Source organism: Methylophaga sp. OBS1 (genome assembly GCF_026319365.1).
Genome location: NZ_JAPDMS010000001.1, coordinates 265880 through 291503 on the forward strand (window position 1 = coordinate 265880; position 25624 = coordinate 291503).

Here is a 25624-nt window from a genome sequence, read left to right on the forward strand (position 1 = left end):
GTTAATATTGAGGTAAGGATGCCAGATAAGCCGTCAAATCGACGCTACGATGTTTTTTCGGTATTGCTCCACTGGAGTGTTGCCCTGTTTACCATTGCCCTGTTTGCTTCAGGTCTGTGGATGGTCGACCTCGGATACTATGATGACTGGTATTATCAGGCACCCTGGTGGCATAAGGGGATTGGTGTCGTCACTGCCGTGCTTGTGCTGTCGCGTTGGGGGTGGCAGCGACTCAGAATAGCGCCTGCCGAGATCAAATCGATACCGACCTGGCAACGCATCTCGGCCCGTGCCGCGCATCTACTGATGAATCTGGCCATTCTTCTACTTTTCGTGACCGGGTATCTTATTGTCACCGCCAAGGGGGATCCGCTTGTGGTGTTCGATTGGATTGCCATTCCTGCTTTAATCAAAGACGATAGCGGCTGGATTGACTGGGCAGGGCGGCTACACCTCTGGATTGCCTGGTTTATTATCGCGCTGGCCTCAATTCATGCCCTGGCTGCGTTGAAACACCACTTCATTGATAAAGACGCCACACTCAAGCGTATGTTTGCCATTCCATCAGGAGATGATTCATGAAAAAAACTTTATTCGCCCTGTCTTTTCTGGGACTTTCTTCCATGCTGCCGGCACAGGCTGCAGAGTATGTGATTGATACAGAAAAAGCACATGCCTTTATCGACTTTCGTATTCAGCATCTGGGTTTCAGTTGGATGAGTGGTCGCTTTAATGATTTTGCCGGGACCTTCAACTACGACGCAGAACAACCGGAAGCGTCGGATATTGATGTCGTCATTGATGTGGCCAGTGTCGATACTAATTTTGCCGAGCGTGATAAACACTTACGTGAGAAATTTCTTCACACCGACAAATACCCTGAAGCACGCTTCCAATCCAAATCTGTCGAAGTGAAAGAGGATGGCAGCATGGTAATGGTCGGGGACTTTACGCTTCATGGCGTCACCAACGAACTGGTGATTCCGATTGAAAAAGTGGGTGAGGGTGATGATCCCTGGGGCGGATACCGTGTCGGCTTCGTTGGTGAAACCAAATTCACCATTGCCGACTACGGTATTGATGTGACTAAACTGGGCCCTTCAGCAGAGGAGGTTTATCTGACCCTGTCGATTGAAGGTATTCGTCAGTAATCACACCTGTTTGGCCAGCTCATAGAGCCGGTCAAACTCTTCCGGCAGGCTGTTTACTGGTAACGATTTGCCCGCACGGCGATACCAGTAGGCAGCGTTGCCGTTATCTCCTTCTACGCGGTGCAGATAGCCATGCACCATGCACGCGAGTCTGTCTTCGTAGATCTGTATTGTGCTGTGTGCGCTATCCCAGTCGCCCTGCGCAGCCAGTTCCAGAGATTGTAAGTGTTGTGTTGCCATCGTCATCTCCTCCCAGAAATGTTCTGACAACACTATGCTATAACAGATTGATATAAATGAAAAATATGTGGTTTATAAGCTTTCGCTTTGGTATTGCTCAGGGCTGGCCTGCCAGCAGCAAAAGACCGCCAATAACAGCGAAAGGGGAAGTTACCACCACAAACAGTAGTCGTGCCAGTTCTCTCAGAACATAGATTGCATCGACAATCAGCATTAACATAGCGCCTCCCCGCACCATCGAATCAACTGCTTTGCATTATAATGCGCGGTTGTGACAGCCAAATGACGACAATAACTGACGCCACTATGAAAATTCTTGCACTAGATACCTGCACCGAAGTGTGCTCCGTCGCTCTGCTCAATGCGGACCAGCTCATTGAACGGTCGACCACGACGCAACGTGGTCATTCGGAACGAATATTGGGCATGCTCAATGAACTGCTGCAGCAGGCGGGCGTGGGCCTGGATGAAATCGATTTCTTGGCTTTTGGCAGAGGTCCCGGCTCTTTTACCGGTGTCCGTGTCGGCGTCGGTGTGGCCCAGGGCATTGCTTTTGCCCGACAGTTGCCGATTATTCCAGTATCAACCCTGGCTGCGGTCGCGCAGAGAGCCATTGATGAGTTCGGTGCCACACAAATTGCCGTGGCACTGGATGCCCGTATGGGAGAAATATATGCAGCGCATTATCGCGAAGAAAACGGATTGGCGGTGCTCTGCGACAAGGAACAGGTATGCCCACCCGACACATTTAAACCGCTGGATAACGAGCGATGGTTTGCTGCCGGTACCGGCTGGCAAGAACATGGCGAAGTACTAAAAGCCGCTTTTGCAGGACTTTTATCAGGTGAAGACAGCAGCTTACTGCCCACTGCGGCGGCCATGACCAAACTGGCACGTAAGCTGGCTGAGCAGGGACAAACGCTGTCTGCAGAGCAGGCAGTGCCGGTCTACCTGCGTGACAATGTTGCCAAGAAGAAGGGCGAGCAGTAATGGCACGTGAAAAAGACAAGCTTTACGCCGCCCCTTTGCAACAGATGGTTGATTTTCGCTTTGATGAGCGGGTGGTCAGTGTTTTTCCCGATATGATTCAACGTTCAGTGCCGGGCTATGCCACGCTTATCAGCAATATTGGTACCCTGGCAGGGCGTTACGTGCAAGCTGGCAGCCACTGTTATGACCTTGGCTGCTCGCTGGGTGCAGTCAGCCTGTCCCTGCGTCATGCGATTCAGCAGCCTGACTGCACAATTATCGCCGTGGATAATTCAGAAGCGATGATAGCCAAAGCGCGTGAGGTACTGACTGATGATTCAGCATCAGTGCCGGTCGAGCTGCAATGTGCTGATATTAATCAAGTCGGTATTGAAAAGGCTTCTGTTGTGGTGATGAATTTCACCCTGCAGTTCATTTCGCCTGAATTGAGACAGACACTGATACAAAAAATTTACGATGGGTTGTTGCCGGGGGGGATATTAATCCTGTCGGAAAAGCTGGCCTTTGAAGAACCGCAGGTCAACCAGTTCCATATTGAGTCACACCATAACTTCAAACGGGCTAATGGATACAGCGATCTGGAAATCAGTCAGAAGCGGAGTGCGCTGGAAAAAGTCCTGATCCCAGAAACCTTGAGTGCGCATCAGGCGCGATTGACGCAGGCAGGGTTCAGCTTTGTTGAAAAGTGGTATCAGTGTTTTAATTTCGTTTCGATGGTGGCCATTAAATGAGTGTATACCAGCCTCTGTACGATATCCTCGACGAAGCCGGTTTCTATGAATGGCGGCAGCAGCTTCAAAGCCGAATTGAATCACAACTCTCTCTGACACGTCATGGCAAGATGCCGATGTGGCAACAAGCGTTGAAGGCGCTACCTGCCGTTGTACCCAGTGAGATTGAAATAAAAGACCATGTGGCTATTGGTGGCGCTGCTGATTTGGGAGATGTTGATCGCGAAGCCTTTATCGACCTCTTAAAACAGTTTCATCCCTGGCGTAAAGGTCCGTATTGGTTATTTGATATTCACCTGGATACCGAATGGCGTTCAGACTGGAAATGGGACAGGGTGCTACCCCACCTGAGCCCACTTAAAGGTCGCCGTGTGCTGGATGTCGGCGGCGGTAACGGCTATCACGGCTGGCGCATGCTGGGAGAGGGCGCGGAGCTGGTGCTGGGTATTGATCCGACGCTGGTGTTCACCATGCAGTACCAGTTGATCAATCACTTTATCAACAGTGACCGGCATTTTGTTGTGCCGATTGGTATCGAGCACATGCCGGACAATCTCGGCTGGTTTGATACCGTCTTTTCGATGGGCGTGTTATATCACCGGAAATCGCCCCTGAGCCATCTTCTGGAACTGCGTTCCTGCCTGAAGCCCGGGGGCGAACTGGTGCTGGAAACGTTGATCATTGAGGCAGGCCCGGGGATGACCCTGATGCCGGAGGAACGTTACGCCAAGATGCGTAATGTCTGGTTTATTCCTTCAGTTGAGACGATGTTACTGTGGATGCGCAGGTGCGGTTTTAAAAACGTGCGTTGTGTGGATATCGATATCACGCCACTGGAAGAACAACGCCGCACTGAATGGATGACATTTGAATCCCTGGCGGATTTTCTCGATCCCGACGATACAAGTAAAACGATTGAGGGGTATCCAGCACCAATGCGGGGGGTGTTTATCGCCAATGCGCCGCAGTAATCAGAGTGCGGTGGCAGCAGGGGTGATGGAAATCCACTGACCGCTGCTGTTTTTGCAGGCATCCAGTGATTTCACTTCGGTCACATCATCCTTGGTGATCGATAAGTCATAAGCCAGGCAGGGATAGTGGCCATAAGAATAGGTGTGATCAATGTTGATTTCGTAGGCATTACCGGTTTCCTGGTTGAGCCAGTAATGACGAGAGCCCACGGCTTCTGTCGATAATGCCTTTTGTGTCTGTTCCAGATCGCTGCTCGTCATTGAGGTATCGGTTTCAATACCGGCCTCAACACCTGCGAGCAAATCCAGAGAAGCTTCGGTGCTTGTGATGATGCTAAATGAAGCTATCGAGGCAATGCCTAGACTGGTTAGCTTGTTAAACAACATAAACTTCCATAATCGAAGTACAGACTGGTTATTAAAATACGCCAGTGACTTTCACGGATGAGCAAAACATCCCGTTAAAGCGGGACGTTTTTCCTAACCAGCAGAGTATATACCCGAATTAAAAGCATTTCCAAGCTCTCCGATCACTCCGTCTCAGGCACCGAGTCGCAAACACCACCTAACAAATGTATCGCCATATCAATATGATGGGTCACTGTCTGGTGTTCACTCAGGTATCGTTGCTGTACCTGGTATGCCTCCCGCTCCAGTGAAATATGGGCCTCGCAGGCCAGGGGAAAGTGCTTCATCTTGCCTGATTGATCCTGCAGATAATGCACCAGCTCATGAACGATAAAACTTTTTGCGATCAAGCTGTTTTCCAGATCCAGGTTTTGGTCGTAATAAACAATATCGGTATGGTGGTCATAGTAGGCCACGGCGTTACATTGTTCATGATTGCACAGTGTTGCTTCCAGTTGTGCGTGGGGTATCGCAATCAACTCAGGGAGATTTGCTGCTTCTGGATAGCTACTGAGACTGACCGCCCACATCAGTAAACCATTCACCAGCTGTTGCATACCACCACCCTGTGTTATCGGGACACAGGACGGTAGACACACTGGCGCTTCAATAGGTTCTCAGTGGTATAGATATTAAGCGGTGGGCGATCAGTTATTTTCCGATATTATTGGCACGCTGGTATTTTTGCAGAAACTCTTCGAAAAAGAAGCTGACATCCTCCAGCAGTTGTTCCATGTCGGTAATGTTTTTGGCATAACGGCCCCAGACATAGCCATCTTTGAGGTAGCGCTTACCCTGAGCCTCATATTGCAATTGTCTGCTGAAATCGAGATAAAGCAGGTAACTGCCCGCATGTTCCTCAACTCTGAGTATTAATTGTGCATCATCGCGTTTGCTCGTTTCCAGGCTTGTTTCAGCCAGGGTGGTTTCAACCAGGGACTGAATGGCATGGCTATCGACACTGTCGGGTTCGATGGTATAGACGATATGGAGTGAGTGCGGCGACTCAATTTCAAGTCCGCTACCAGGCTCATGAGCGTTAGCAAGAAAAGAGAGCAGGGTGACTGTGATGGCAAAAATAAGGCTCAGCTTGCGTTTCATGGTTTCATAATCTGTGTACTTGTCGTCACGACAATGTAGCAGAATCAGGCAACATGAGGAACTCTGCTGCTAGTGATTAGTTTGAGATTGTTTTTTCAAGACTAATGACTGTTACTTTCATGACATCTTCATTTCATCGAAATACACAGTGGAGAAGCCGATTGCTGTTATTTTGACTAGCTGTCCTTTCGTTTTCTTTTGAAAGAAATCAACGGAGATTCGGCATTGTGTATGCTGAGATGTGTGGTGATCAGCTGAAATATCACCCGGTTTCCATAAACGTCTATCGTTGCCCGATGAAGGTATGTTGGAAACTTTGTTGTGAAAGTGGTGATTTAGACGAATGTTGTCTTACTGACTCACACAAAAAAGCCCCGGGTCATATCGAACCGGGGCTTATATTTGGCGGAGGGACAGGGATTCGAACCCTGGAAGGGCGTTAACCCTTGCCGGTTTTCAAGACCGGTGCATTCAACCGCTCTGCCATCCCTCCGAAGATGCGAAATTATACAGATAATACCCGCCAGCACAACCGCTAAGGCAAAATTATTTCTGCCAATNTGNATNNTATTGCCATTTAGANCTTATAAGGTAGGATGTTGTCAGTGCAATNGACAATTTCATCAACATCAAATGGAGACACTCTGATGAATTACGATGCTCAATCGACGGTTGCTCGTTCGCAGCAGTCAGTACTTGAGACCAACAAGCTACTCAGAAATACCTACAGCTTGCTGGCCATGACACTGGTATTCAGTGCCATGACAGCCGGTCTATCCATGGCATTGAACCTGCCGCATCCGGGCATCATTCTGACCCTTGTGGGTTATTTCGGCCTGCTGTTTTTGACAGCCAAACTGCGTAACAGTGTCTGGGGCCTGGCCTCCGTCTTCGCGCTGACTGGCTTTATGGGTTTCACACTGGGCCCCATCGTCAATATGTATCTGGGGCTACCCAACGGTAGCCAGATTGTGATGCAGGCCCTGGGTGGCACCGGCATCATCTTCTTTGCCCTGTCAGCTTATGCTGTGAAAAGTCAGAAAGACTTCAGCTTCATGGGTGGCTTCCTGTTCGTTGGTATCCTGGTCGCTTTCCTGGCGGGTCTTGCAGCATTCTTCTTCGAAATGCCGGGTCTGTCACTGGCTGTTTCTGCGATGTTCGTACTGCTGATGGCCGGTCTGATTCTGTATGAAACCAGCCAGATTGTTAATGGTGGTGAAACCAACTACATCATGGCGACAGTCACGCTATATGTTTCTATCTACAACCTGTTCACCAGCCTGCTGCATCTGCTGGGTGCTTTCTCAGGCGATGATTGAATTAAGTAGTGAACTGAGCGCTTAATTTGTTTTCTAATAAACCCCGCCCTGCGGGGTTTATTTTTATGAGATAACCATGCAGAAAAATCTGGCAAACTGGGACCGGCTTTTACGGATTTTCATCGGTGCGGCTATAATAGTGATAGCCTTGTATCATCAGAGCTGGTGGGCATTGCTCGGATTGGCTCTGATTTTGAATGGTGTTACAGGCCGCTGTGGTGGATATGCTTTGTTTGGCTTTTCTACCGCAAAAAGCTGCGACACTCATGCTGGTACTAATAAGCCGGAATAACGGATAGTGAAATGAGCGAATTACCGACACAACTGGTTGACCGCTTCGGACGCAAAGTCACATACGTACGTATGTCGATCACCGACCGATGTGACTTTCGTTGTGTCTATTGCATGGACGAAGAAATGACGTTCATGCCCCGCGAAAAACTGCTGACACTGGAAGAGATTGTCTTTCTGCTTAAGGCTTTTTGTGAGCTTGGTGTGGAAAAGGTCCGAATCACCGGTGGCGAGCCTCTGGTTCGACGCAATGTTGACTGGTTGTTTGATCAGATTGGTCAGCTTAAACAGAATACCTCGCTTAAAGAGCTGACGCTGACCACCAATGGCTCTCAGTTGCCCAAACATGCCGAAGCGCTGGTCAAAGCCGGGGTTGACCGCATCAATATCAGCCTCGACTCACTGGACCCTGACAGGTTTAAAGCTTTGACCCGCACCGGTGAGCTGGAACAGGTCATGAAAGGCATCGAGGCGGCCAGACAGGCCGGATTCAAGCGGATCAAACTCAATGCCGTCATCATGAAAGGTCGCAATGAAGACGAAATCATCGATCTGGCAGAGTTTGCAATCAACAACGGTATGGATATCTCTTACATTGAAGAGATGCCACTGGGTCAGGTGGAACACCATCGTGGTGAGAGTTACTGTTCCAGTGATGAGGTGCTGGAAAAGCTAAAGACACGCTTTGATCTTCAGCCCAGTATTGCATCCACTGGCGGCCCATCACGCTATTACCAGCTGGCTGGCAGCGATAGCCGCATCGGCTTTATTTCCCCACACAGTCATAACTTCTGCAGTAGCTGCAACCGGGTGCGCGTGACTACGGAAGGTCGTCTGTTGCTTTGCCTGGGGCAGGAGCACTCCATGGACCTCAGAGACATCATTCGCCGCCATCCGGGGGATATGGATAAGCTCAAGCAGGCGATTGTGAAGTCAATGGATATCAAACCGGAAGGCCATGATTTTGATATTGAGGCCAAGCCGGTAATTTTCCGCCATATGAGTGTCACGGGTGGCTGATTACAGGCCGAAAATGAGTAATGCCGGTATTCACCGACTACACACTACGACCGTGGTCGATGAAAACGGTGAAAGCCGCGAAGTATCGCTGACCGGCGAACGTCCCCTGACTATCTATCTCAACACCATTGAAATTGTCACTCTGATGACCCTGGGTGCCCAGCCGGAACTGCTGACACTGGGCTATCTGCGAAATCAGGGGCTGGTCGACAAGCTGGATGATATCGAATCGATTCAGGTGGACTGGGACGTGGAGGCGGTGGCGGTCACCACACGCACTGCCAAAGACAATATTGAGGCGTTAACTTCTCGCCGTACGGTAACCAGTGGTTGTGGTCAGGGCACCATGTTTGGCCATGTGATGGATTCGTTGTCAGAACTAAAACTGACTTGTCCGTCATTCAGCGCGGACTCGATTTATGCGGCGCTCAAGGCGCTGACTGAATACAACGAGATGTACAAGCAGGCAGGGGCGGTGCATGGCTGCGCATTGTGTGATGGTACTGATATTCTGATGTTTGTTGAGGATGTCGGCAGGCACAATGCGGTGGATGCCATCTCCGGCTGGATGTGGCTGAACGGCATTAAAGGTCATGACAAGGTGTTTTACACCACTGGCCGATTGACATCGGAGATGGTGATTAAAGTCGCCCAGATGCAGGTGCCATTGTTACTGTCCCGCTCCGGCGTGACCGAGATGGGCCTGAAACTGGCGCAGCAGATCGGTATCGGTATGGTCGCTCGTGCCAAGGGTAAGCACTTTCTGGTCTATAACGGTATTGAAGCTTTCAGTCAGTCTGAAACCGTCAGCTAAATCTCACTGTTGTCCAGTTTTTCCAGCAGCTTGGCCTGATGCCAGAAGGCATCGAGTTCTTCCAGGCTGAAATCGCCAAATCCTTTATTGGCTGCCGTGACGCTGGTTTCGACAAAATTAAATCGCCGGTAAAACTTCTGATTGGTGCCTTGCAGCGCATCCACAGGGTCTATGCCTAAGTGTCTGGCCAGATTGCAGCAGGCAAACAGCACATCACCGAGTTCATCGCTTAAGCGGTTTGTATCCGCATCATCAGCGATTTCTTGGCCCAGCTCATCCAGTTCTTCATGAATTTTGGCAATAACGCCCTGAATATCCGGCCAGTCAAAACCGACTTCAGCGGCTTTTTTCTGCATCGCGACTGCATAACGCAGGGCATCCTGATGTTTATCAAGCTGATTGAGCAGAAAATCCTGGCTGGCCATCTTTAATCCTGACGGGTGAAGCGAATGATATTACGGCGGTCACGTTTGCTGGGGCGGCCTTTTTGCTGACGGAAGCCAAGCGGCTCGTTTTTGATCTGCTCACGAAGTAGCTCGCGTTTCTCGCGACTGTCTTCGGTTTCCTGATAGAGTGCCTGCGCTTCTGTCGCAGGCCGTCGTTGCAGGTTGAGCCCCTGAACGATAATGTCGAATTCGTAGGGTGGTTTGGAGATGGTCAGCTTGTCATCCACCCGCACTGTGCGGCTGGGTTTGACCCGCTGACCATTAAGGTGCACTTTACCGCCGCTGATGGCTTCAACGGCGAGGCTGCGGGTTTTGTAAAACCGCGCAGCCCATAACCATTTGTCTAAACGTTGTGATTCAGATCGGTCGTTCTGATCCGCCATTAAGCCTTACCTTGGAGTTGCAGTAATATCGATTCATTTTCCAGCGTCGATGTATCCTGCGTGATTTCCTCTCCTTTGGCAATGGCGCGAAGCAGACGGCGCATAATCTTGCCCGAACGGGTTTTGGGCAGATTATCCGAGTAACGAATGTCATCCGGTTTGGCGATAGGGCCGATCTGTTCACCCACCCAGTTTCGTAGCTCCTGGGTCAATTTCTCATCAACACCACCTTCAGGACGGGTGCCTTTGAGTACGACATAGGCGAACACCGCTTCACCCTTAACATCATGCGGACGACCGACCACAGCCGCTTCTGCCACCAGTTCATGGGCGACCAGCGCAGATTCGATTTCCATGGTACCAAGGCGGTGACCAGAGACATTCAGCACGTCATCAATCCGACCCATGATCCAGAAGAAACCATCTTCATCACGACGGGCGCTGTCACCAGCCAGATAATATTTACCGCCAAAATACGGCCAGTAGGTGTCTTTATAGCGTTGATCATCGCCCCAGATAGTCTGGATCATTGAGGGCCAGGGTTTACGAATGACCAGATAACCACCCTGATTGGCCTTGGTGATTTCTTCACCATCATCATTAACGATAGCCGCATCAATACCAGGCAGGGCGCGGGTACAGGAACCGGGCTTGGCATGGGTGACACCAGGCACCGGTGCAATCATATGTGCCCCGGTTTCAGTCTGCCACCAGGTATCCACAATCGGGCAGCGGCCCTGACCAATGACGTTGAAATACCACATCCAGGCTTCCGGATTAATCGGCTCACCAACGGTACCCAGCAGACGCAGCTTGGACAGGTCATAGCTGTTAGGCAGTTCATCACCGACTTTCATCAGCGCGCGAATCGCGGTCGGTGCAGTGTAGAAAATGGTGACGCCATGACGGGCACAGACATCCCAGAAGCGACCGGCATCCGGCACGGTAGGCACACCTTCATAAATGACCTGAGTTGCACCGGTGGCCAGCGGGCCATAGGCGACATAAGTGTGACCGGTGATCCAGCCGACATCGGCCGTACACCAGAACACATCAGAGTCCTGGATATCAAACACCCAGCGCATGGTTGTAATGGCGTTGAGCAGATAACCGGCACAGCCGTGCTGGATGCCTTTCGGTTTGCCGGTAGAGCCGGAGGTATAGAGTAGGAACAATGGATCGGCAGCGTCCATCCACTCCGGTTCGCAGTCTTCAGACTGGCCTTGGGTGGCATCATGCCACCAGATATCACGGCCGTCTTTCATTTCCACGCCCTGGTTGCAGCGTTGATAAACAATCACGGTTTCAACGCTGTCGCAGCCGTTTTCAAGCGCCTGATCCGTCGTTTGTTTGAGAGGGACTATTTTACCGCCACGATGACCACCATCGGCGGTGACAACCACTTTGGCACCGGTATCCTCAATCCGGTCTTTCAGCGAGGAGGCCGAGAAACCACCAAAAACCACCGAGTGAATCGCACCGATGCGGGCGCAGGCCTGCATCGCGATAACCGCCTCGGTAATCATCGGCATGTAAATGATGACCCGATCCCCTTTGTTAACACCCTGTGCTTTCAGCGCGTTAGCAAAGACGCATACCTTCTTGTGCAAGTCGCGATAGCTGACATGGTCAACATCACCTTTTTCACCTTCGAATATGATGGCCGTTTTATCTGCATTTTTTTCCAGTTGGCGATCCAGGCAGTTGTAGGACACATTCAGTTTGCCATCCGGAAACCAGCGGTAATGTGGCGCGTTGCTGCTGTCCAGCGTTGTTGTGAACGGCTGCTTCCAGTCGATCAGATCACGCGCCAGATCAGCCCAGAAGCCTTCATGATCTTTTTTGGCTTTGGCGTAAAGCGCTTCCAGGTCATCAGCATGCAGCGCGGCACTTTTGACGAAAGCCTCGCTTGGTGGAAACCGACGATCTTCATGCAGGTTGGATTCAATATTTTCTTGAGCCATATAACGACACCTTTACGATTGTTCTTAAGGTCAGAGTAACACTTTACCCCTGAACAGAATGCCTGTTAAGCAGACATAAAAAACTCTCCCGAAAGCAGGGCTTAGGGGAGAGTTTTGACTAAAACGGATTCTAGAAGAAGCCGAGCGGGCTGGTGCTGTAGCTGACCAGCAGGTTTTTGGTTTGCTGATAGTGCTCAAGCACCATTTTGTGGGTTTCACGACCGACACCTGACTTCTTGTAACCGCCAAAGGCAGCGTGAGCAGGGTAGGCATGATAGCAGTTGGTCCAGACACGACCGGCCTGAATGCCTCGGCCCATGCGGTAAGCCAGGTTCATATCACGGGTCCAGACACCGGCGCCCAGACCGAACTCGGTATCGTTGGCGATTTCCAGCGCTTCAGCTTCATCTTTAAAGGTAGTGACTGACACCACCGGGCCAAAGATTTCTTCCTGGAAGATCCGCATTTTATTGTGGCCTTTCATCAGGGTCGGCTGGATGTAATAACCGCTGTCGAATTCAGCGCCCAGCTGTTCAACTTCGCCACCCATCAGAACTTCAGCACCCTCTTTTTTACCAATGTCGACATATTCCATAATCTTGTCGAACTGCATTTGTGAGGCCTGAGCACCCACCTGAACGTCGGTATCCAGTGGATTACCACGCTTAATCATTTTGGCGCGTTCAATGACCTTGGCGATGAACTGATCGTAAATGCTTTCCTGAATCAGCGCGCGTGACGGACAGGTGCAGACTTCACCCTGGTTGAAGAAGGCCAGAACCATACCTTCAGCCGCTTTGTTAATGAAGTCTTCTTCCTGCTGCATGATGTCTTCGAAGAAGATGTTCGGCGATTTACCGCCCAGCTCTGTAGTCGATGGAATAATGTTTTCCGCGGCGCGGGACATGATGTGCGAGCCGACAGGCGTCGAGCCGGTAAAGGCAATTTTGGCAATACGCTTGCTGGAAGCCAGGGCTTCACCGGCAACACGGCCCATACCATTGACGATATTCAGTACACCCGGTGGCAGCAGATCACCAATGACTTCCATCAGTTTCAGAATCGACACCGGGGTCGATTCAGCTGGTTTCATCACGATGCAGTTACCGGCAGCCAGTGCAGGTGCAATTTTCCAGGCTGCCATCAGCAGCGGGAAGTTCCAGGGAATGATCTGGCCCACAACACCCAGTGGCTCATGGAAATGATAGGCGACAGTGTTTTCGTCGATTTCACCCATGGTGCCTTCCTGCGCACGGATACAACCGGCGAAATAACGGAAGTGATCCGCCGCCAGCGGTACGTCGGCGTTCAGGGTTTCACGAACGGCTTTGCCGTTATCCCAGGTTTCTGCCACGGCCAGCATTTCCAGGTTTTCTTCAATGCGATCAGCGATTTTCAGCAGAACGTTGGATCGGGTAGTAACGGAGGCTTTACCCCAGGCATCTTTTGCCGCATGGGCAGCGTCGAGCGCCAGGTTGATATCTTCCTCAGTTGATTCGGCAACTTCACAGAAGACTTCACCGGTAACGGGGGTGACGTTATCAAAATACTGGCCTTTGACCGGGGCCACCCATTTGCCACCGATAAAGTTATCATAGCGTTTGTCGAAGTTGACAACGGAACCTTCAGTTCCTGGTTTAGCGTAAATCATGGTTTTTCTCTCTCTGTGTGTGCTAATGATCTAATAATTAATATAAGAGTGATGATGCAGGATAAATCCCACCCTTATCAATACGCTTGACTGTAATTCCCAATCACTTGACTTATAGTCCAGAACAGTTCCAAAATTTTGTGACAAACGTATTAAAGAACTCACGATGCAGATTGAGAAACTCTCGCTGTCAAAACGGCGTGAAAAACGACAATTACTGATCGAAAACAAATTGCAGTTTGCAGGTCCTGACTCAGCGTTGAGCATTTACGATACCTATCGTGCTGCCACTGGTGTCGGCCTTGCGGCTGAGCAATTACTGTTCTGTGGCATGGTCAGTGGCCGTAAAGTCATGCATGATCTGCGTCATCAGGATGGCGAGCTGTTTCTCCCGCATGAATCCTATGTGATGCCGCCCGGCGATTATGTGGAAATTGATTTCCCTGACGCCAAAGAGGAAGCACCCACAACCTGTTTGACAATAGAAATATCAAAAGATCGCATCAGCGACATTTCAGAACGAATGCGCGATCTGACCCGACTGGAAGTGGTTGACCACAGTTGGGAGTACCAACCCAAAATTATTCACACCCATCACACCACCGATACTCAGCAGTTACTGGAGAAAATGGTGTCCCTATATACCCAGAATAATCCAGATAAGGAGATCATGCTCGATTTGGGCGTCACTGAGCTGGTTATCCGTTTGCTCAGGGAACAGGGTCGTGAAGTATTGTTGAGCTATTGTCAGCAGGATCCCGATGCCACCGGCGTCACTGCCGCGATTCACTATTTGGAACAGAATCTGACTACGCCGCTGGATGTCGATCAGCTTTGTCGTCGCGCCTGTATGAGCCGCAGCCGACTCTATGTTGAGTTCAAAAAACAGCTGGGCTGTACCCCGGGCGAATTTCAGCAACAACTGCGATTGAAATCGGCGGCAGAGGCCATACGCGCCGGTAAAAGTGTCACTGATGCCTGTTACAGCTTTGGTTTCAACGATTTAAGTCACTTCAGTCGTCGCTTTACCCGTTTCTTTGGCTGTTCACCCAGTCAGTATCGGCTGCTATCAGGCAACGAATAAGGCCGAGGGCCTATCCATAGAATTATGGCAACCGCCTACTTGGCTGTCATAATGTGATTCTCTTAGCACTTTTCATGGGTTTGAGTTTTGTCGATAACGCCAGTCGTTTTTCGTACCATTTTTATTGTCTTAGTGATGCTCAGTCTGCCTTTGCGTGCAGAAGAGCACAGTCGGATCAATGTTGAGCTTAATGGTGTTGATCCAGAGCTGACCCAAACGTTAAAAAACGGTCTCACTATAGAACAGCAGAAGAACAGCGAGCGGCTGAATCCGCGTTATGTGGAAAAGCTATATCAAAGCGGTTTGGAGTCTCTTCAGCAGATGCTGACCGTTTATGGCTACTATTCGCCCAGCATTGAGGGTGAACTAAGCGAGCTTGATTCAGGCTGGAAAGCCACTTACCAGATTGAGCTGGGCCAGGCCGTCACACTGGAAAAAGTGGATCTGCAGATCCGCGGTGAGGCGGAGACCGATCCCGAATTTGAAAAACTAATTGAAGATTTTGCTCTGGAGTCCGGTCAGCAACTCAATCATCAGCAATACGAGAGTGCTAAAAAATCGATCCTGCGCCTCGCCGCCAGCCGGGGTTATTTTGATGGAGAAATGACGCGGGCAGAAGTTAAAGTCTATCCTGATAAATATCTGGCAAATGTTTATTTATATTACGATTCCGGTGAGCGCTACCATTTCGGTCAGATTAATTATCCGGATACGGTGATCGGTGAAAGACTGCTGCTGAAATTGCAGCCGATAGCGCCGGGAGATGCCTATACCGATGCTCAAGTGCTTTCAATGCGGAATAATCTGAGCAACAGCGGGTATTTTGACTCGGTATCGGTCCGTGCAGAGCGCGAACAACGAGAGAACGGCGAGGTGCCGCTTACAGTCAGTCTGAACGAGAAACCCAAACATCTATACACTGCCGGCCTCGGCTATGGCACCGACACCGGTGCGAGACTCGCATTGGGCTGGGAGAATCGCTACATCAATGATCGTGGTCACCGTCTGACAGCTGATGCCAGACTGTCGCAGGTTGCCAATAGTCTGTCTGCTGATTACATCATGCCGTTCTGGAGCGAGACTATTAATACCGTCGGTTTCAACACAGAATATAAACAGCAGGATACCGATACCAGTGAGAGTCAATCATTTGCGGTCGGGAGCTATTACAAGCGACAACGCTTTGGCTGGGATGAAACCGGCTCACTGAAACTGTTGCAGGAAGACTTTGATGTGTCTGATGACAGTGAATCAACTTTGCTGCTCATCCCCGGCGTTTCATGGAGCAGGACCTGGGCTGATAATACCCTCTACACCCGCCATGGCGGACGCTTGACACTATCACTGTCTGGCGCGTCAGAGGCGCTACTGTCAGATGTGACTTTCGGGCAGGTCGTATTACGCGGTAAATATATCCGTAGCATTGGCGAAAGCAGCCGTATCATTACCCGGGCGTCTATCGGCGCGACCGAGGTCAATGATTTCGAACAACTACCGACCTCATTACGTTTCTTCGCCGGTGGCGATAACAGCATCCGCGGTTTTGACTACCAGTCGCTGGGACCGGAAGGGGATGATGGTGAAGTCGAAGGCGGCCGTTATCTGGCTGTCGGCAGCCTGGAATATGAAAATATGTTCCTGGGTGATTGGGGTGGCGCCGTCTTTACTGACTTCGGTAATGCCTACAACAGCTTCAGTGACCCGATTGAATACAGTGTCGGTGTCGGTGTGCGCTGGCGTTCGCCGGTTGGACTAATCCGGGTTGATATTGCCAAAGCCCTGTCAGACACGGATGAATCGATCGGACTTCATATCGTGATAGGCCCGGATCTCTAAATGCGTAAAAAGCTTCTTTATTCCTTCATTATTTTACTGCTGCTGATACTGTTTTCATCCGCCTGGTTGCTGGGAACGCAGTCCGGACTGAATGCGCTGGTCAGCCTCAGCGAACGTTTCGTCCCTGCGTTACAGATTAACCAGGCTGAGGGTCGTGTGCTGGGTAATCTGTCTCTACGGGGGATTCAGTATCGCCCTCAGGACAGTAGCGGTGCAGAGATCGAACAGGTCGACCTCGACTGGCAGCCTGCCGCGCTTCTCAGTGCCACGCTCAAGATCGATACGCTCAGCATCAATAAACTTGATATCTATACCGTCGCCAGCGAGACAACGGCTGAAGAGGGGGCGTTAAATCTGCCCGAGCTACAGTTACCACTGCAGATAAAAATAGCCAGTTTCAATCTCACAGATGTTGCATTAATCGATGAACAAGGTCAGGAAACGCCTCTGATCAACACGTTCAGTACCAATGCAGCACTCAATGATAACGAGCTGATCATCAACGAATTATCAGTCGTGCGTGACGACCTGGAGACCAGCCTGAATGGTAAATTGGCACTTCAGTCGCCATACCCGGCATCAATCGACTATCACGTTACATTGAAGCAGTTGTTTGAAGCGCCCTTAAAGCTGGATGGCAATATAAACGGTGATATCGAGAAGCTCATTCTGAAACAGAAGGTCTCCGAACCGCTGGCTTCGCAGCAAACGGTGGTGGTAACCGATGTACTCGATGACTTGCAGTGGACGCTCGAAGCTAAAGCCGATGAGATTGATTTGGCGGCGGTGATGCCCGACCAGCCCACCCGGTTTGAAGCACTTGATATCGGGGCCGAAGGCAGCCTGAACCGTGTTGATGCCCAGATCAGTGGCCGTGTATTACAATCCGAGCTGCCGCCGCTTGCTGTCAATGCCGATATTAATTCCGATGACCTGGAAAACTGGCAACTGGCCCTCAACACAGCCATTAGTGAAGCTCAGACGCTGAAGCTTGCCGGTAAAGTCAATATCAGCGGCGAGTCGCCAGAAGCGGATCTGACTGCTTCGTGGCAAAATCTCAGCTGGCCGTTAACGGGCGACCAGACGTTGGTTACAAGCCCTGACGGTTCGCTTTCTGTGACTGGCACAATGGAAAATTATCAGGCACAGCTCAAATCGACTTTGAACTGGGAACAGCAACCCCTGCATGTGTCAGCTGATTCGACAGGTAGTCTGAGTCAGTTGCAAATCGAGTCAATGCAAGTTGAAGGCTTTCAAGGTCGCCTTGATGCGACCGGCATGGTCAACTGGCAGGCCTCGCCGATGCAGTATCAGCTTGATGCCGACTGGCAGAATATCGTGTTACCGGAAAATCTGGCTCAACGCGTTATCAAACTGGAACAGGGTCAGATTCAACTGGATGGCAACCCCGAAACTTTGCAGCTATCAACAAAAGCCGATCTGCTCATCGACGATATCAAAGCCAGTATTCAGGCCAACGGCAGTGGGGAGACCAGTCGTGGCTTTGATGCTGCTGAACTGATGATTCAACTGGCAGAAGGCTCGATGCGCTATCAGGGCCCGTTGTTGTGGCAGGGGGATACTCGGGTCGACGGTCAACTGGCATTAAATGAACTCAATCCTGGCCTGTTAGCGGCTGACTGGCCGGGTAGTTTGAGTGGAGATGCGGCAATCAGGGTCTCCGCACCCGACACAGGCATTCAGGTTGATGCGCAGGATATTGCCATTGATGGTGAGTTACGTGACCGACCACTCAAGCTGAACGGCGCTGTCAGTTATAGCGAACAGCGCATTAATGTCAGCGATTTGAGACTGAAGTCCGGACAATCTAGCCTGGCTGCCAGCGGTCAGCTTCAGCAGGAGAGTCTCGACTTTACATGGTCGCTGCAATCTACTGATTTGCAAGATTTTTATCCTGGGGTGTCGGGCCGCCTTGATGCAGACGGTACTGTCTCCGGCACGCTGGAAATGCCCGCCGCCGAGCTTCGGTTAAACGGCAAAGCGATCGCTTATGGTGAGGTTCAGGCAGGAGAGGTGAATGGCACGGCCACAATGACTCTGGCAGAGAACGCGGACTTGAATGCAGATATTGCATTGCAGAATCTCAGGCTGCCGCAATTGACAGCTGAAAGTCTCAATCTGAACATCGAGGGCAAACAACAGCAGCATGATATCGAGCTCACACTTGTTTCCCAACCACTTGACCTGTCAATGCAAGCCAGTGGCGGGCTGGATACCGAACAGGTCTGGCAGGGCCAGTTACAGCAATTGAGTTTCAGCAATGATAAGGCAGGACAATGGCAGTTGAGCGAAAAAGGGCTGATGACGCTCTCAGCACAAAAGCAGACTGTGCCATTACACTGCTGGTCATCGTCCACTGGCGAGTTCTGCCTTGAGGCCAGGCATCAGGACCAGCAGTGGCAGGCTGCTGGTCACTTCGCTGATCTCCCGCTCAGCCTGTTTGAAGCCTTTGTGGTCGAAATCGAACAGCTTCAGGGCCGCTTGCGTGGGCAGTTTTCTCTGGCATCAGATGAACAATCGGTGATCATCGGTGAGGGTGAAATCAATCTGGACGATGCCAGTCTGCAAATGAACCAGACCGCACTGAATCAGCAAAAGCCGGTGCCATTGAACAATGTCAGTCTGCGCTATCAAATCGATGCCGATAAGAGTACAGCCAGTTTCCATCTCGAGCCTCAGTTGGATGGCGTTTCGGCAGTGCATGCCGAATTAGAGACTGCGGGCTTGTCGACGCTGATCAACCATCCTGAACAAGCAGCACTGGACGGTAATATCACCACCGCAGTGCGTGATTTGTCGCAATTGGAGTTATCACACCCGGCCTTTGGTGACCTAAAGGGTCAGCTTGATATCAATCTCGATATCAGTGGCACACTGGCCCAGCCTGCAATTCAGGGCCAAGCCTGCCTGCAGCAGGGTGAAGTCGCTATCGTCGATGCCGGGATCGTGCTGGAACAAATTCAGGCGAGTGTTAAAGGCAATACCGATACGGTCAACTTTGATTTCCAGGCGCGTTCAGGCGGTGGCAGTCTGATGGGGGATGGCGTCTTCAGACTGACAGACTCCAGCTGGGAATTGACGACCAACATCCAGGGACGGGAATTCGAGGCCATGAATACGCCTGAGGCCTTGGTGATTGCCGAACCGGAGTTAACGGTGTCTGTGACGCCGCAAAAGACCCTGGTAACCGGCAAAGTGCATATTCCACGCGCCCAGATTGAGCCGACCCAGTTTAACTCGACCGTCAGCCCCAGCCGCGATGTGGTGGTTGTCAGTGATGAAGAAAAGATCGATGAGTCTGCGGCGGTGACGGAAATCGATATCACGGTCAGCCTGGGAGATAAAGTGAAACTTAAGGCGATGGGCTTTCAGGGTCGTCTGACAGGCTCATTGAGAGTCTTCGGTAAAACCAGCGATATCTTGCTGGCGAATGGCGAGATTATGGTCAAAGACGGCAGCTACATCGCTTATGGGCAGACCTTGCATGTTGATGATGGTAGTATCCGTTTTGCCGGCGGTCCCATTGACAACCCCGAACTGGATATCAAAGCGGTGCGTAAAGGCAAAGATTACCAGGCCGGGCTGCGAATACAGGGCACAGCTGCTTCACCACAGGCGGATTTGTTTTCTGATCCGAGCATGAGCCAGGACGACATATTGTCCTACCTGCTGCTGGGTAAACCGTTGAATCAGGCCAGTGCCACCGACGCCGCTTTATTAGCCTCAGCAGCGACCGGTATGGGCTTGCAGAATGGCGCGATGATTGGCGACGAAATTGCCAGCACCTTTGGACTTGATGAGTTTTCGATTGAAGGTGATAGCGCCGAGAATGCCGCGGTGCAGGTGGGTAAATATCTATCGCCAAAACTCTATTTAAGTTATGGCATTGGTGTGTTCGAATCCGTCAGCACCGTTGAGTTGCGCTATCAGCTCAGTCAAATATGGTCCCTGAAAGCGGAATCCGGCACCGAGAGTGGGGTGGATTTGCTCTATACCTTTGAGCGTGGTGGACCTGAAGACTGACACAAATAAAAAAAGCCCTGCATTGCAGGGCTTTTGTCTAGCGTATGAGGTTTAAAGCAGGCTGCAAGCAGCTTGAGCCCGCCAGGCATCAAACGCGGTTTTTCTCTCTGATTTCGTCCAGCGTTTTACAGTCGATGCACAGTGTTGCTGTAGGACGAGCTTCCAGACGACGAATCCCGATTTCGGTACCACAGGATTCACAGAAGCCGTAATCACCTTTTTCCAGGTCGACCAGCGACTCGTCGATTTTTTTAATCAGTTTGCGTTCACGGTCACGGGTTCGCAGCTCCAGCGTGAACTCTTCTTCCTGAGTGGCACGATCGTTGGGGTCAGGGAAGTTCGCTGCTTCGTCCTGCATGTGGTGAACAGTACGGTCAACTTCTTCACGCAACTGAGCACGCCATGACAGCAGAATGTGACGGAAATGCTCAACCTGAGCGTCGTTCATGTATTCTTCGCCTGGCTGCTCCTGGTAAGGAGTGAACTTAGCGTCGGCTTGAGTGTTTTCCATGTTGAAACCTCATACTTATAAAACCAAGGGCGAATCTATACCAGAACGCCCTCGCATGTGCAAAACTAAAATTCCATTTTAGCCCAATTCAACAGTCAAAAATCACGAATAAACTAATAAAAAGCGGCTGTTTTTGATAAACACTCAACACTTCGCGGATTGACAGTGCTCATGTGCGCCGGCGCAATCAATCGCGCATCATAATAACCCAGTGCCAAGTCCATTTTAGCGTACAAAAATGCTGGTTTTTGTTTGTGACAACGTGGTCACAACGTCGCTTTATGACTTTCAATGTTCCCATCATACGCCAGATAAAAAGCCTGAGATCAAGCCTGATTCAGGATTGTTTTGCCAGCGTGCAGCATTACTCTTATCCTTGCCGGTAATCGTTCGAGTAAGCGTCTAATTTTCAAGGGAGATTCATGAGCAGGCCAATCAGCAAACGGGCACAGGCCATTTCACCATTTCATGTGATGGATATTCTGGCCCAGGCCAAAGCCATGCAGGCGCGCGGCCATGACATCATTCATATGGAAGTCGGAGAGCCTGACTTTGAGACACCAAAGCCGATTATTGAAGCTGGCATCAAGGCGCTCGAAGATGCCCGGACCCATTACACACCGGCACTGGGCTTGCCCGAGCTCAGACAAGCCATTGCGGACTGGTATCAAACCCACTATAGCGTAAAGGTCTCAGCGGATCGGATTATCGTTACACCCGGTGCTTCCGGCGCTTTGCTGCTGGTCATGGGGGCTTTGCTTGATAAAGACCACAAAGTCATGCTGGCCGACCCGGGCTATCCCTGTAATCGCCATTTCGCCCGGTTTGTGGAGGGAGAAGTCAATGCCGTTCCGGTCACGGCAAAGAGCCATTACCAACTCACAGCACAGCATGTTGAAGAACATTGGGATGCAAACACCCGTCTTGCCCTGGTGGCTTCACCATCCAACCCAACTGGCACCGTATTGACCAAATCTGAACTGGCAGCCTTGTCAGCGGCGGTAAAAAAAGAGCAGGGCACTCTCATCGTTGACGAAATCTATCACGGCCTGACCTACGATGGCTTCCACGCACCCAGCGCCCTGCAAGTCGATGATGAAGCGTTTGTGATAAACAGCTTCTCTAAATTCTTCGGCATGACCGGCTGGCGATTAGGTTGGCTGGTCGTGCCCGATGGCTACACCGAAGTCATGGGTCGCCTGGCACAAAACCTTTATCTCGCTGCCCCTACCATGTCGCAATATGCGGCACTGTCAGCCTTTGAAGGTGAGACTCTGGCTATCCTTGAGCAACGCCGTCAAATCCTGCAGCAGCGCCGTGATGCCTTGCTACCCGCTTTGAGGGAAATCGGTTTTGATATACCCGTCAAGCCCCAGGGCGCGTTCTACCTCTATGCTAACTGTTCAACGTTATTAAACGAAAAAGTCCCAGACAGCATGGCTCTGTCACGCTACCTGCTCAAAGAAGCAGGCGTGGCCATTACACCGGGCCTTGATTTCGGCAATTTCGAAGCAGAAAAACATTGTCGCTTTGCCTATACCACCAGTGAAGAGCGACTGCTTGAGGCGGCAGAGAGAATAGGTAAAGCATTAGGTAGATTATGATGAAAGGAAATGCGCAATGAAATCAGAAGGCTGCGCTTAAGCAAACCGTCAGACTCCTTCATGCTTGAAGCGTAAACGACAAAGCCGACCATAGCGAAAGCTTAATAAAACGTTGGTCATTGCGAGGAGGTGACGACGCAGCAATCCACCGATCGCTTGCCACAAGCCCAAGCCTGTGAAATATTAGGCTACAACATGGAAAGACCAAGGCTATCTCGCCTGACCATCATAAATTGTTGAATGGCGTTGAGAAATGGAGATTTGTTTTGCATGGAAGCGACCTCATCCCTGAATAACCACATAACTAACCCGACAATAATCCGTATAGTCGGCCCGATTCTTTTCTCCTTGAAAAGAATCTTTTTTCCATTTCTACCATGTTTACATAGACTTATCGAGCACCAGGCATTTCTTGCCAGAAAATTAAAAGGCCGCCCGATAATATTTATTATGAGGCCAACGGCCTTATTAACAGGCTGTTAGAAACACATAATGAAATTCATTTACTTCCTCCTGACAATACTTTTGTTATCGGCTTGTACTACTTTTCCAGATCATGCTCCGACATACTCAGGTCCCAAAAAAACAAATCAGGAAGTCGCGTTATTAGTTAGAGTGCTAGCAGGTCATTTTTTTTCGAACACTACTGTCTATACAAAGTCCGTCGACAATCAAGACATTCGTGGTCTAAGCTGCAAGGGAGATGATGGAAAAGATATACGCTGCCCATTTGCTTTAGGCTTGATTGATGGTGATCACACGGTTGTGCTCAGTATTCTTGAGCATGAGAACTTATGGTTTCCGGTCTGGTTACGAGAAAAGAAGGTTGACGTCATTTATAAGGTCAATTTTACTTCTAGAAGGGGCTATACCTATGGTCCACTATTAATCCCTGAAGAAAATGACCCTAACAAACATAAAGTCTGTATTGCTGAGACCTTAACTGGAAATTCTGTCAGAGAATCTAAAACCTTTGTTGGATGCTCAGCACCAAAGATATTGGCTGATCAGGAACGTCACGTGTGTTTCGATGTATTCAACACCCGCAAGGAGAAAGTGAATAATAGCTCAAATCAAACTCTGATAGATGTTTACTCGAATGAAGACTGCTTTTGAGTTTTTTAACATGTCCTTCCAGCCGACCGTTAACGCGTCGGTTGAATGAAGCATTAGGCACCAAGGAGAGTACGTTGCAAAACGAAGACGAAATAGTAATAGCGCTCAGCAAATTTAAAATCATTCTGATGATTGCTGGGTCACTGGCATTTGTGGTTGGAGGTCTTTGGCTCACCACATTAGATTCCGAACAAATCGAATCTTCACGCAAATACAGCAACCCTCAAATAGCCCATGCAGTTGGCTACATCTGCATGGCGTTTTTCGGTCTATGTGCCGCTTATGGCATCACTAAACTCTTCGATTCAAAGCCGGGGCTAATCTTCAATCATAAGGGCATCACGGATAATTCAAGCGGTGTAGCTGCCGGGCTTATCCCATGGGCGGAAATATCGGGTTTTAGCGAATATCAGATCCAAAGACAAAAAATGCTAATAATCCATGTCCAAGATCCCAAAAAATATGTAGATCGGGGCGGCGCAATGAAGCGTGCCTTAAACAATGCAAACATGAAAATGGTTGGCAGTCCAATTGCTATATCATCAAATTCACTAAAAATCAGCTATTCGAAGTTACTAGAACTCGTAGAAAACAGCTTTAGCAAATATGGTTCAGGTGCCTAACAATACTCTTCTTGAGTTTTTAATGGAAAGTTAAAAAATCGAGGAAAAGCAAGCCTAACAAAGCATTGCACCGGACAAGCCGGTGAATGCGGCGTTATGCCGAAGGATGCACTGATGACAACTGCAGACCCCATCAAACCCCAGCGACTTCGACTTGGCTTCTGCATGTGGGTTGCGGGCATGCTCGGCGTGGTCGCGCTCACAGTCACTGTGCTACCACAACTTATGGCTGACGTGACGCTTGCCGCGCCCCTATGGTTGGTGTTAATTGCAAGTATTGCGCAGAGTGCGCTGTTAGTCGCTGTCGCGGTGTGGTTGGGCGTGGTGCTGGCGCCGAAAATTGGTTTTCGAGCTGCTGCTTTTGAGGCCGCGGTGACTGCGGGCTCGATCAGGTCGGCCCTTCGGCCGCAGCTCCTTCCCGGTCTGGTCGCCGGGGTCGTGGGGGGAGTTGGGCTATTCGCGATTGGCGGTTTCGGACTCCCATCGATCCTCGCTGAGGTGGATCAGCCATTTACAGTGCCGATAATGGCGCGTGTGCTCTATGGCGGGGTCACAGAGGAGCTGCTTTTACGGTGGGGGCTAATGACAGTCTTGGTATGGCTGGCATGGCGGTTCCTGCAACATCGAAGCGGTATTCCCCGGCCTCGCTATGTCTGGCTGGCCATCGTCGTGAGCGCGCTGCTTTTCGGCGCGGGCCATTTACCAGCGGTAGCAATGCAGACTGGGGAGTTGACGGGCTACGTGGTGCTGTTCATCGTCGGCGCTAATACCGCCTTCGGGATGCTGTTCGGTTACCTGTATTGGCGGTATGGCTTGGAAGCGGCGATCATCGCTCACGCTTTCGCACATTTAGTGAGCTATGTTTTGAGCTTAGGATTGGCATAACAAAGCAAAGGACGCGACAAGCGCGTGATTGCAGGCGTTTTTGTGGCAGTTCCTGAATAGATTTGAATGGCGGGAAAATTGACCGAAGCAAAGGAAAAGCTTTTAAGCACGGAATACCCACATTGGCGCAATCGGCTGTCTTGCGCGATTCTCGTTCTTCTCACCACGGGTATGGTTTCGGGTTGGTGGTATACCTATTACACCGCCTCTGAAATAGAGTGTCACAAAGGCATCCTGTATTTCTCAGCCGTGTGGCTGGCTGCGCAATGGGTGGTCATAGGCTATTTATACCGCTATCAAAATATTCCCGCGTTTGCTCGGGGTGCGATCAAATTGCTGATATTGCTTGGTAATGTATGGTTTGGGCTTTTCGTTTTTTCGCTACAACCGTGTTCCCAGTAGTCCAAGCACATAACCAGTCATTCAAGTTCGTTCCGGCCC

The 25624-nt window shown here is 50.4% G+C and carries 27 protein-coding genes and 1 tRNA gene; 17 read left to right on the plus strand and 11 right to left on the minus strand.

Translation table 11 applies throughout. The features are described from left to right. The first annotated feature begins 18 nt into the window (after window positions 1–18). Window positions 19–582: a cytochrome b gene (locus OMQ46_RS01235; RefSeq protein ID WP_266235159.1), complete on the plus strand. Its 564-nt coding sequence runs from the start codon at window positions 19–21 to the stop codon at window positions 580–582. Beyond that, window positions 579–1151: a YceI family protein gene (locus OMQ46_RS01240; protein WP_266235161.1), complete on the plus strand. Its 573-nt coding sequence runs from the start codon at window positions 579–581 to the stop codon at window positions 1149–1151. The genes OMQ46_RS01235 and OMQ46_RS01240 overlap by 4 nt, the downstream gene beginning before the upstream one ends. On the opposite strand, the gene OMQ46_RS01245 is transcribed toward OMQ46_RS01240, so the two are convergent. After that, a complete protein-coding gene (locus tag OMQ46_RS01245; protein WP_266235163.1) occupies window positions 1152–1391 on the minus strand; it encodes a hypothetical protein in 240 nt (79 codons plus the stop codon). It lies immediately after the preceding gene. 97 nt (window positions 1392–1488) lie between these two features. Next, complete coding sequence (locus tag OMQ46_RS01250) at window positions 1489–1611, minus strand: hypothetical protein (RefSeq protein ID WP_266235164.1); 123 nt, start codon at window positions 1609–1611, stop codon at window positions 1489–1491. Between the two features lie 86 nt (window positions 1612–1697). On the opposite strand from OMQ46_RS01250, the gene tsaB reads away from it, so the two are divergent. The 3 genes from tsaB to cmoB are packed head-to-tail and all read left to right on the plus strand — an operon-like array spanning window position 1698 to window position 4083. After that, window positions 1698–2381: a tRNA (adenosine(37)-N6)-threonylcarbamoyltransferase complex dimerization subunit type 1 TsaB gene (gene tsaB, locus OMQ46_RS01255; protein WP_266235166.1), complete on the plus strand. Its 684-nt coding sequence runs from the start codon at window positions 1698–1700 to the stop codon at window positions 2379–2381. Continuing rightward, window positions 2381–3112 (plus strand): carboxy-S-adenosyl-L-methionine synthase CmoA, encoded by a 732-nt coding sequence (gene cmoA / locus OMQ46_RS01260; protein ID WP_266235168.1) that lies wholly within the window; start codon window positions 2381–2383, stop codon window positions 3110–3112. Before tsaB ends, cmoA begins: the two co-directional genes overlap by 1 nt. Continuing rightward, window positions 3109–4083, plus strand: a complete 975-nt coding sequence (gene cmoB / locus OMQ46_RS01265) for a tRNA 5-methoxyuridine(34)/uridine 5-oxyacetic acid(34) synthase CmoB (RefSeq protein WP_266235169.1) — start codon at window positions 3109–3111, stop codon at window positions 4081–4083. Before cmoA ends, cmoB begins: the two co-directional genes overlap by 4 nt. Here cmoB and OMQ46_RS01270 read toward each other — a convergent pair whose 3' ends face one another. The 4 genes from OMQ46_RS01270 to OMQ46_RS01285 form a co-directional block, all read right to left on the minus strand. Further along, window positions 4084–4470 carry a hypothetical protein gene (locus OMQ46_RS01270; protein ID WP_266235171.1) on the minus strand — a complete coding sequence of 129 codons (387 nt, stop codon included), beginning with the start codon at window positions 4468–4470 and terminating at the stop codon, window positions 4084–4086. It lies immediately after the preceding gene. 143 nt (window positions 4471–4613) lie between these two features. After that, window positions 4614–5048: a hypothetical protein gene (locus OMQ46_RS01275; RefSeq protein ID WP_266235173.1), complete on the minus strand. Its 435-nt coding sequence runs from the start codon at window positions 5046–5048 to the stop codon at window positions 4614–4616. A gap of 94 nt (window positions 5049–5142) precedes the next feature. Then, window positions 5143–5592, minus strand: a complete 450-nt coding sequence (locus tag OMQ46_RS01280) for a hypothetical protein (RefSeq protein WP_266235175.1) — start codon at window positions 5590–5592, stop codon at window positions 5143–5145. Between the two features lie 403 nt (window positions 5593–5995). Beyond that, a tRNA-Ser gene (locus tag OMQ46_RS01285) sits at window positions 5996–6085 on the minus strand. Between the two features lie 154 nt (window positions 6086–6239). Here OMQ46_RS01285 and OMQ46_RS01290 point away from each other — a divergent pair. The 4 genes from OMQ46_RS01290 to fdhD all read left to right on the plus strand — a co-directional run bounded on the left by OMQ46_RS01290 (window position 6240) and on the right by fdhD (window position 9036). After that, complete coding sequence (locus tag OMQ46_RS01290; RefSeq protein WP_266235176.1) at window positions 6240–6911, plus strand: Bax inhibitor-1/YccA family protein; 672 nt, start codon at window positions 6240–6242, stop codon at window positions 6909–6911. 76 nt (window positions 6912–6987) lie between these two features. Further along, window positions 6988–7203 (plus strand): DUF2892 domain-containing protein, encoded by a 216-nt coding sequence (locus OMQ46_RS01295; protein ID WP_266235178.1) that lies wholly within the window; start codon window positions 6988–6990, stop codon window positions 7201–7203. A gap of 11 nt (window positions 7204–7214) precedes the next feature. Next, window positions 7215–8222: a GTP 3',8-cyclase MoaA gene (gene moaA, locus OMQ46_RS01300; protein WP_266235180.1), complete on the plus strand. Its 1008-nt coding sequence runs from the start codon at window positions 7215–7217 to the stop codon at window positions 8220–8222. After that, a complete protein-coding gene (gene fdhD / locus OMQ46_RS01305; RefSeq protein ID WP_266235182.1) occupies window positions 8215–9036 on the plus strand; it encodes a formate dehydrogenase accessory sulfurtransferase FdhD in 822 nt (273 codons plus the stop codon). Before moaA ends, fdhD begins: the two co-directional genes overlap by 8 nt. Here the strand turns inward: fdhD and OMQ46_RS01310 are convergent. The 4 genes from OMQ46_RS01310 to OMQ46_RS01325 form a co-directional block, all read right to left on the minus strand. Continuing rightward, a complete protein-coding gene (locus OMQ46_RS01310) occupies window positions 9033–9461 on the minus strand; it encodes a MazG nucleotide pyrophosphohydrolase domain-containing protein (protein ID WP_266235183.1) in 429 nt (142 codons plus the stop codon). The genes fdhD and OMQ46_RS01310 overlap by 4 nt on opposite strands. A gap of 2 nt (window positions 9462–9463) precedes the next feature. After that, window positions 9464–9865, minus strand: coding sequence for an RNA-binding S4 domain-containing protein (locus OMQ46_RS01315; protein ID WP_266235185.1), 402 nt, complete (start codon window positions 9863–9865; stop codon window positions 9464–9466). Continuing rightward, a complete protein-coding gene (gene acs / locus OMQ46_RS01320; RefSeq protein WP_266235186.1) occupies window positions 9865–11829 on the minus strand; it encodes an acetate--CoA ligase in 1965 nt (654 codons plus the stop codon). The genes OMQ46_RS01315 and acs overlap by 1 nt, the downstream gene beginning before the upstream one ends. Before the next feature lie 130 nt (window positions 11830–11959). After that, window positions 11960–13480, minus strand: a complete 1521-nt coding sequence (locus tag OMQ46_RS01325) for an aldehyde dehydrogenase family protein (protein WP_266235187.1) — start codon at window positions 13478–13480, stop codon at window positions 11960–11962. Window positions 13481–13646: 166 nt separating this feature from the next. Between OMQ46_RS01325 and OMQ46_RS01330 the strand changes: the two genes are divergently transcribed. The 3 genes from OMQ46_RS01330 (at window position 13647) to OMQ46_RS01340 (ending at window position 20444) form a co-directional block, all read left to right on the plus strand. Further along, on the plus strand, window positions 13647–14564 hold the full coding sequence (locus OMQ46_RS01330; protein WP_266235189.1) for an AraC family transcriptional regulator: 918 nt from the start codon (window positions 13647–13649) through the stop codon (window positions 14562–14564). An 87-nt stretch (window positions 14565–14651) separates the two neighbouring features. After that, window positions 14652–16400 carry an autotransporter assembly complex family protein gene (locus OMQ46_RS01335; protein ID WP_323135138.1) on the plus strand — a complete coding sequence of 583 codons (1749 nt, stop codon included), beginning with the start codon at window positions 14652–14654 and terminating at the stop codon, window positions 16398–16400. Beyond that, window positions 16401–20444 carry a translocation/assembly module TamB domain-containing protein gene (locus OMQ46_RS01340; protein WP_266235190.1) on the plus strand — a complete coding sequence of 1348 codons (4044 nt, stop codon included), beginning with the start codon at window positions 16401–16403 and terminating at the stop codon, window positions 20442–20444. An 88-nt stretch (window positions 20445–20532) separates the two neighbouring features. Here the strand turns inward: OMQ46_RS01340 and dksA are convergent, their stop codons facing one another. Beyond that, entirely contained in the window at window positions 20533–20955 is a 423-nt protein-coding gene (gene dksA / locus OMQ46_RS01345) for an RNA polymerase-binding protein DksA (RefSeq protein ID WP_266235192.1), read from the minus strand. 422 nt (window positions 20956–21377) lie between these two features. Between dksA and OMQ46_RS01350 the strand changes: the two genes are divergently transcribed. The 5 genes from OMQ46_RS01350 to OMQ46_RS01370 all read left to right on the plus strand — a co-directional run bounded on the left by OMQ46_RS01350 (window position 21378) and on the right by OMQ46_RS01370 (window position 25585). Beyond that, entirely contained in the window at window positions 21378–22559 is a 1182-nt protein-coding gene (locus OMQ46_RS01350; protein WP_266235194.1) for a pyridoxal phosphate-dependent aminotransferase, read from the plus strand. 492 nt (window positions 22560–23051) lie between these two features. Further along, on the plus strand, window positions 23052–23675 hold the full coding sequence (locus tag OMQ46_RS01355) for a hypothetical protein (RefSeq protein WP_266235195.1): 624 nt from the start codon (window positions 23052–23054) through the stop codon (window positions 23673–23675). A gap of 74 nt (window positions 23676–23749) precedes the next feature. Further along, window positions 23750–24298 (plus strand): STM3941 family protein, encoded by a 549-nt coding sequence (locus OMQ46_RS01360; protein WP_266235197.1) that lies wholly within the window; start codon window positions 23750–23752, stop codon window positions 24296–24298. Between the two features lie 114 nt (window positions 24299–24412). Beyond that, the gene (locus tag OMQ46_RS01365) at window positions 24413–25183 is read left to right on the plus strand and encodes a CPBP family intramembrane glutamic endopeptidase (protein WP_266235198.1); all 771 of its coding nucleotides are present in this window, start codon (window positions 24413–24415) and stop codon (window positions 25181–25183) included. Window positions 25184–25249: 66 nt separating this feature from the next. Then, complete coding sequence (locus tag OMQ46_RS01370) at window positions 25250–25585, plus strand: hypothetical protein (protein ID WP_266235200.1); 336 nt, start codon at window positions 25250–25252, stop codon at window positions 25583–25585. Window positions 25586–25624 lie beyond the last annotated feature (39 nt).

Coding starts and splice junctions, on each gene's coding strand:
- OMQ46_RS01245 (WP_266235163.1), bottom strand. CDS start 1,391: ATGGCAACACAACACTTACAATCTCTGGAACTGGCTGCGCAGGGCGAC.
- OMQ46_RS01365 (WP_266235198.1), top strand. CDS start 24,413: ATGACAACTGCAGACCCCATCAAACCCCAGCGACTTCGACTTGGCTTC.
- OMQ46_RS01250 (WP_266235164.1), bottom strand. CDS start 1,611: ATGTTAATGCTGATTGTCGATGCAATCTATGTTCTGAGAGAACTGGCA.
- OMQ46_RS01355 (WP_266235195.1), top strand. CDS start 23,052: ATGAAATTCATTTACTTCCTCCTGACAATACTTTTGTTATCGGCTTGT.
- OMQ46_RS01310 (WP_266235183.1), bottom strand. CDS start 9,461: ATGGCCAGCCAGGATTTTCTGCTCAATCAGCTTGATAAACATCAGGAT.
- OMQ46_RS01290 (WP_266235176.1), top strand. CDS start 6,240: ATGAATTACGATGCTCAATCGACGGTTGCTCGTTCGCAGCAGTCAGTA.
- tsaB (WP_266235166.1), top strand. CDS start 1,698: ATGAAAATTCTTGCACTAGATACCTGCACCGAAGTGTGCTCCGTCGCT.
- OMQ46_RS01370 (WP_266235200.1), top strand. CDS start 25,250: ATGGCGGGAAAATTGACCGAAGCAAAGGAAAAGCTTTTAAGCACGGAA.
- cmoA (WP_266235168.1), top strand. CDS start 2,381: ATGGCACGTGAAAAAGACAAGCTTTACGCCGCCCCTTTGCAACAGATG.
- cmoB (WP_266235169.1), top strand. CDS start 3,109: ATGAGTGTATACCAGCCTCTGTACGATATCCTCGACGAAGCCGGTTTC.
- dksA (WP_266235192.1), bottom strand. CDS start 20,955: ATGGAAAACACTCAAGCCGACGCTAAGTTCACTCCTTACCAGGAGCAG.
- OMQ46_RS01275 (WP_266235173.1), bottom strand. CDS start 5,048: ATGCAACAGCTGGTGAATGGTTTACTGATGTGGGCGGTCAGTCTCAGT.
- OMQ46_RS01330 (WP_266235189.1), top strand. CDS start 13,647: ATGCAGATTGAGAAACTCTCGCTGTCAAAACGGCGTGAAAAACGACAA.
- OMQ46_RS01340 (WP_266235190.1), top strand. CDS start 16,401: ATGCGTAAAAAGCTTCTTTATTCCTTCATTATTTTACTGCTGCTGATA.
- acs (WP_266235186.1), bottom strand. CDS start 11,829: ATGGCTCAAGAAAATATTGAATCCAACCTGCATGAAGATCGTCGGTTT.
- OMQ46_RS01315 (WP_266235185.1), bottom strand. CDS start 9,865: ATGGCGGATCAGAACGACCGATCTGAATCACAACGTTTAGACAAATGG.
- moaA (WP_266235180.1), top strand. CDS start 7,215: ATGAGCGAATTACCGACACAACTGGTTGACCGCTTCGGACGCAAAGTC.
- OMQ46_RS01280 (WP_266235175.1), bottom strand. CDS start 5,592: ATGAAACGCAAGCTGAGCCTTATTTTTGCCATCACAGTCACCCTGCTC.
- OMQ46_RS01350 (WP_266235194.1), top strand. CDS start 21,378: ATGAGCAGGCCAATCAGCAAACGGGCACAGGCCATTTCACCATTTCAT.
- OMQ46_RS01325 (WP_266235187.1), bottom strand. CDS start 13,480: ATGATTTACGCTAAACCAGGAACTGAAGGTTCCGTTGTCAACTTCGAC.
- OMQ46_RS01295 (WP_266235178.1), top strand. CDS start 6,988: ATGCAGAAAAATCTGGCAAACTGGGACCGGCTTTTACGGATTTTCATC.
- OMQ46_RS01240 (WP_266235161.1), top strand. CDS start 579: ATGAAAAAAACTTTATTCGCCCTGTCTTTTCTGGGACTTTCTTCCATG.
- OMQ46_RS01235 (WP_266235159.1), top strand. CDS start 19: ATGCCAGATAAGCCGTCAAATCGACGCTACGATGTTTTTTCGGTATTG.
- OMQ46_RS01270 (WP_266235171.1), bottom strand. CDS start 4,470: ATGTTGTTTAACAAGCTAACCAGTCTAGGCATTGCCTCGATAGCTTCA.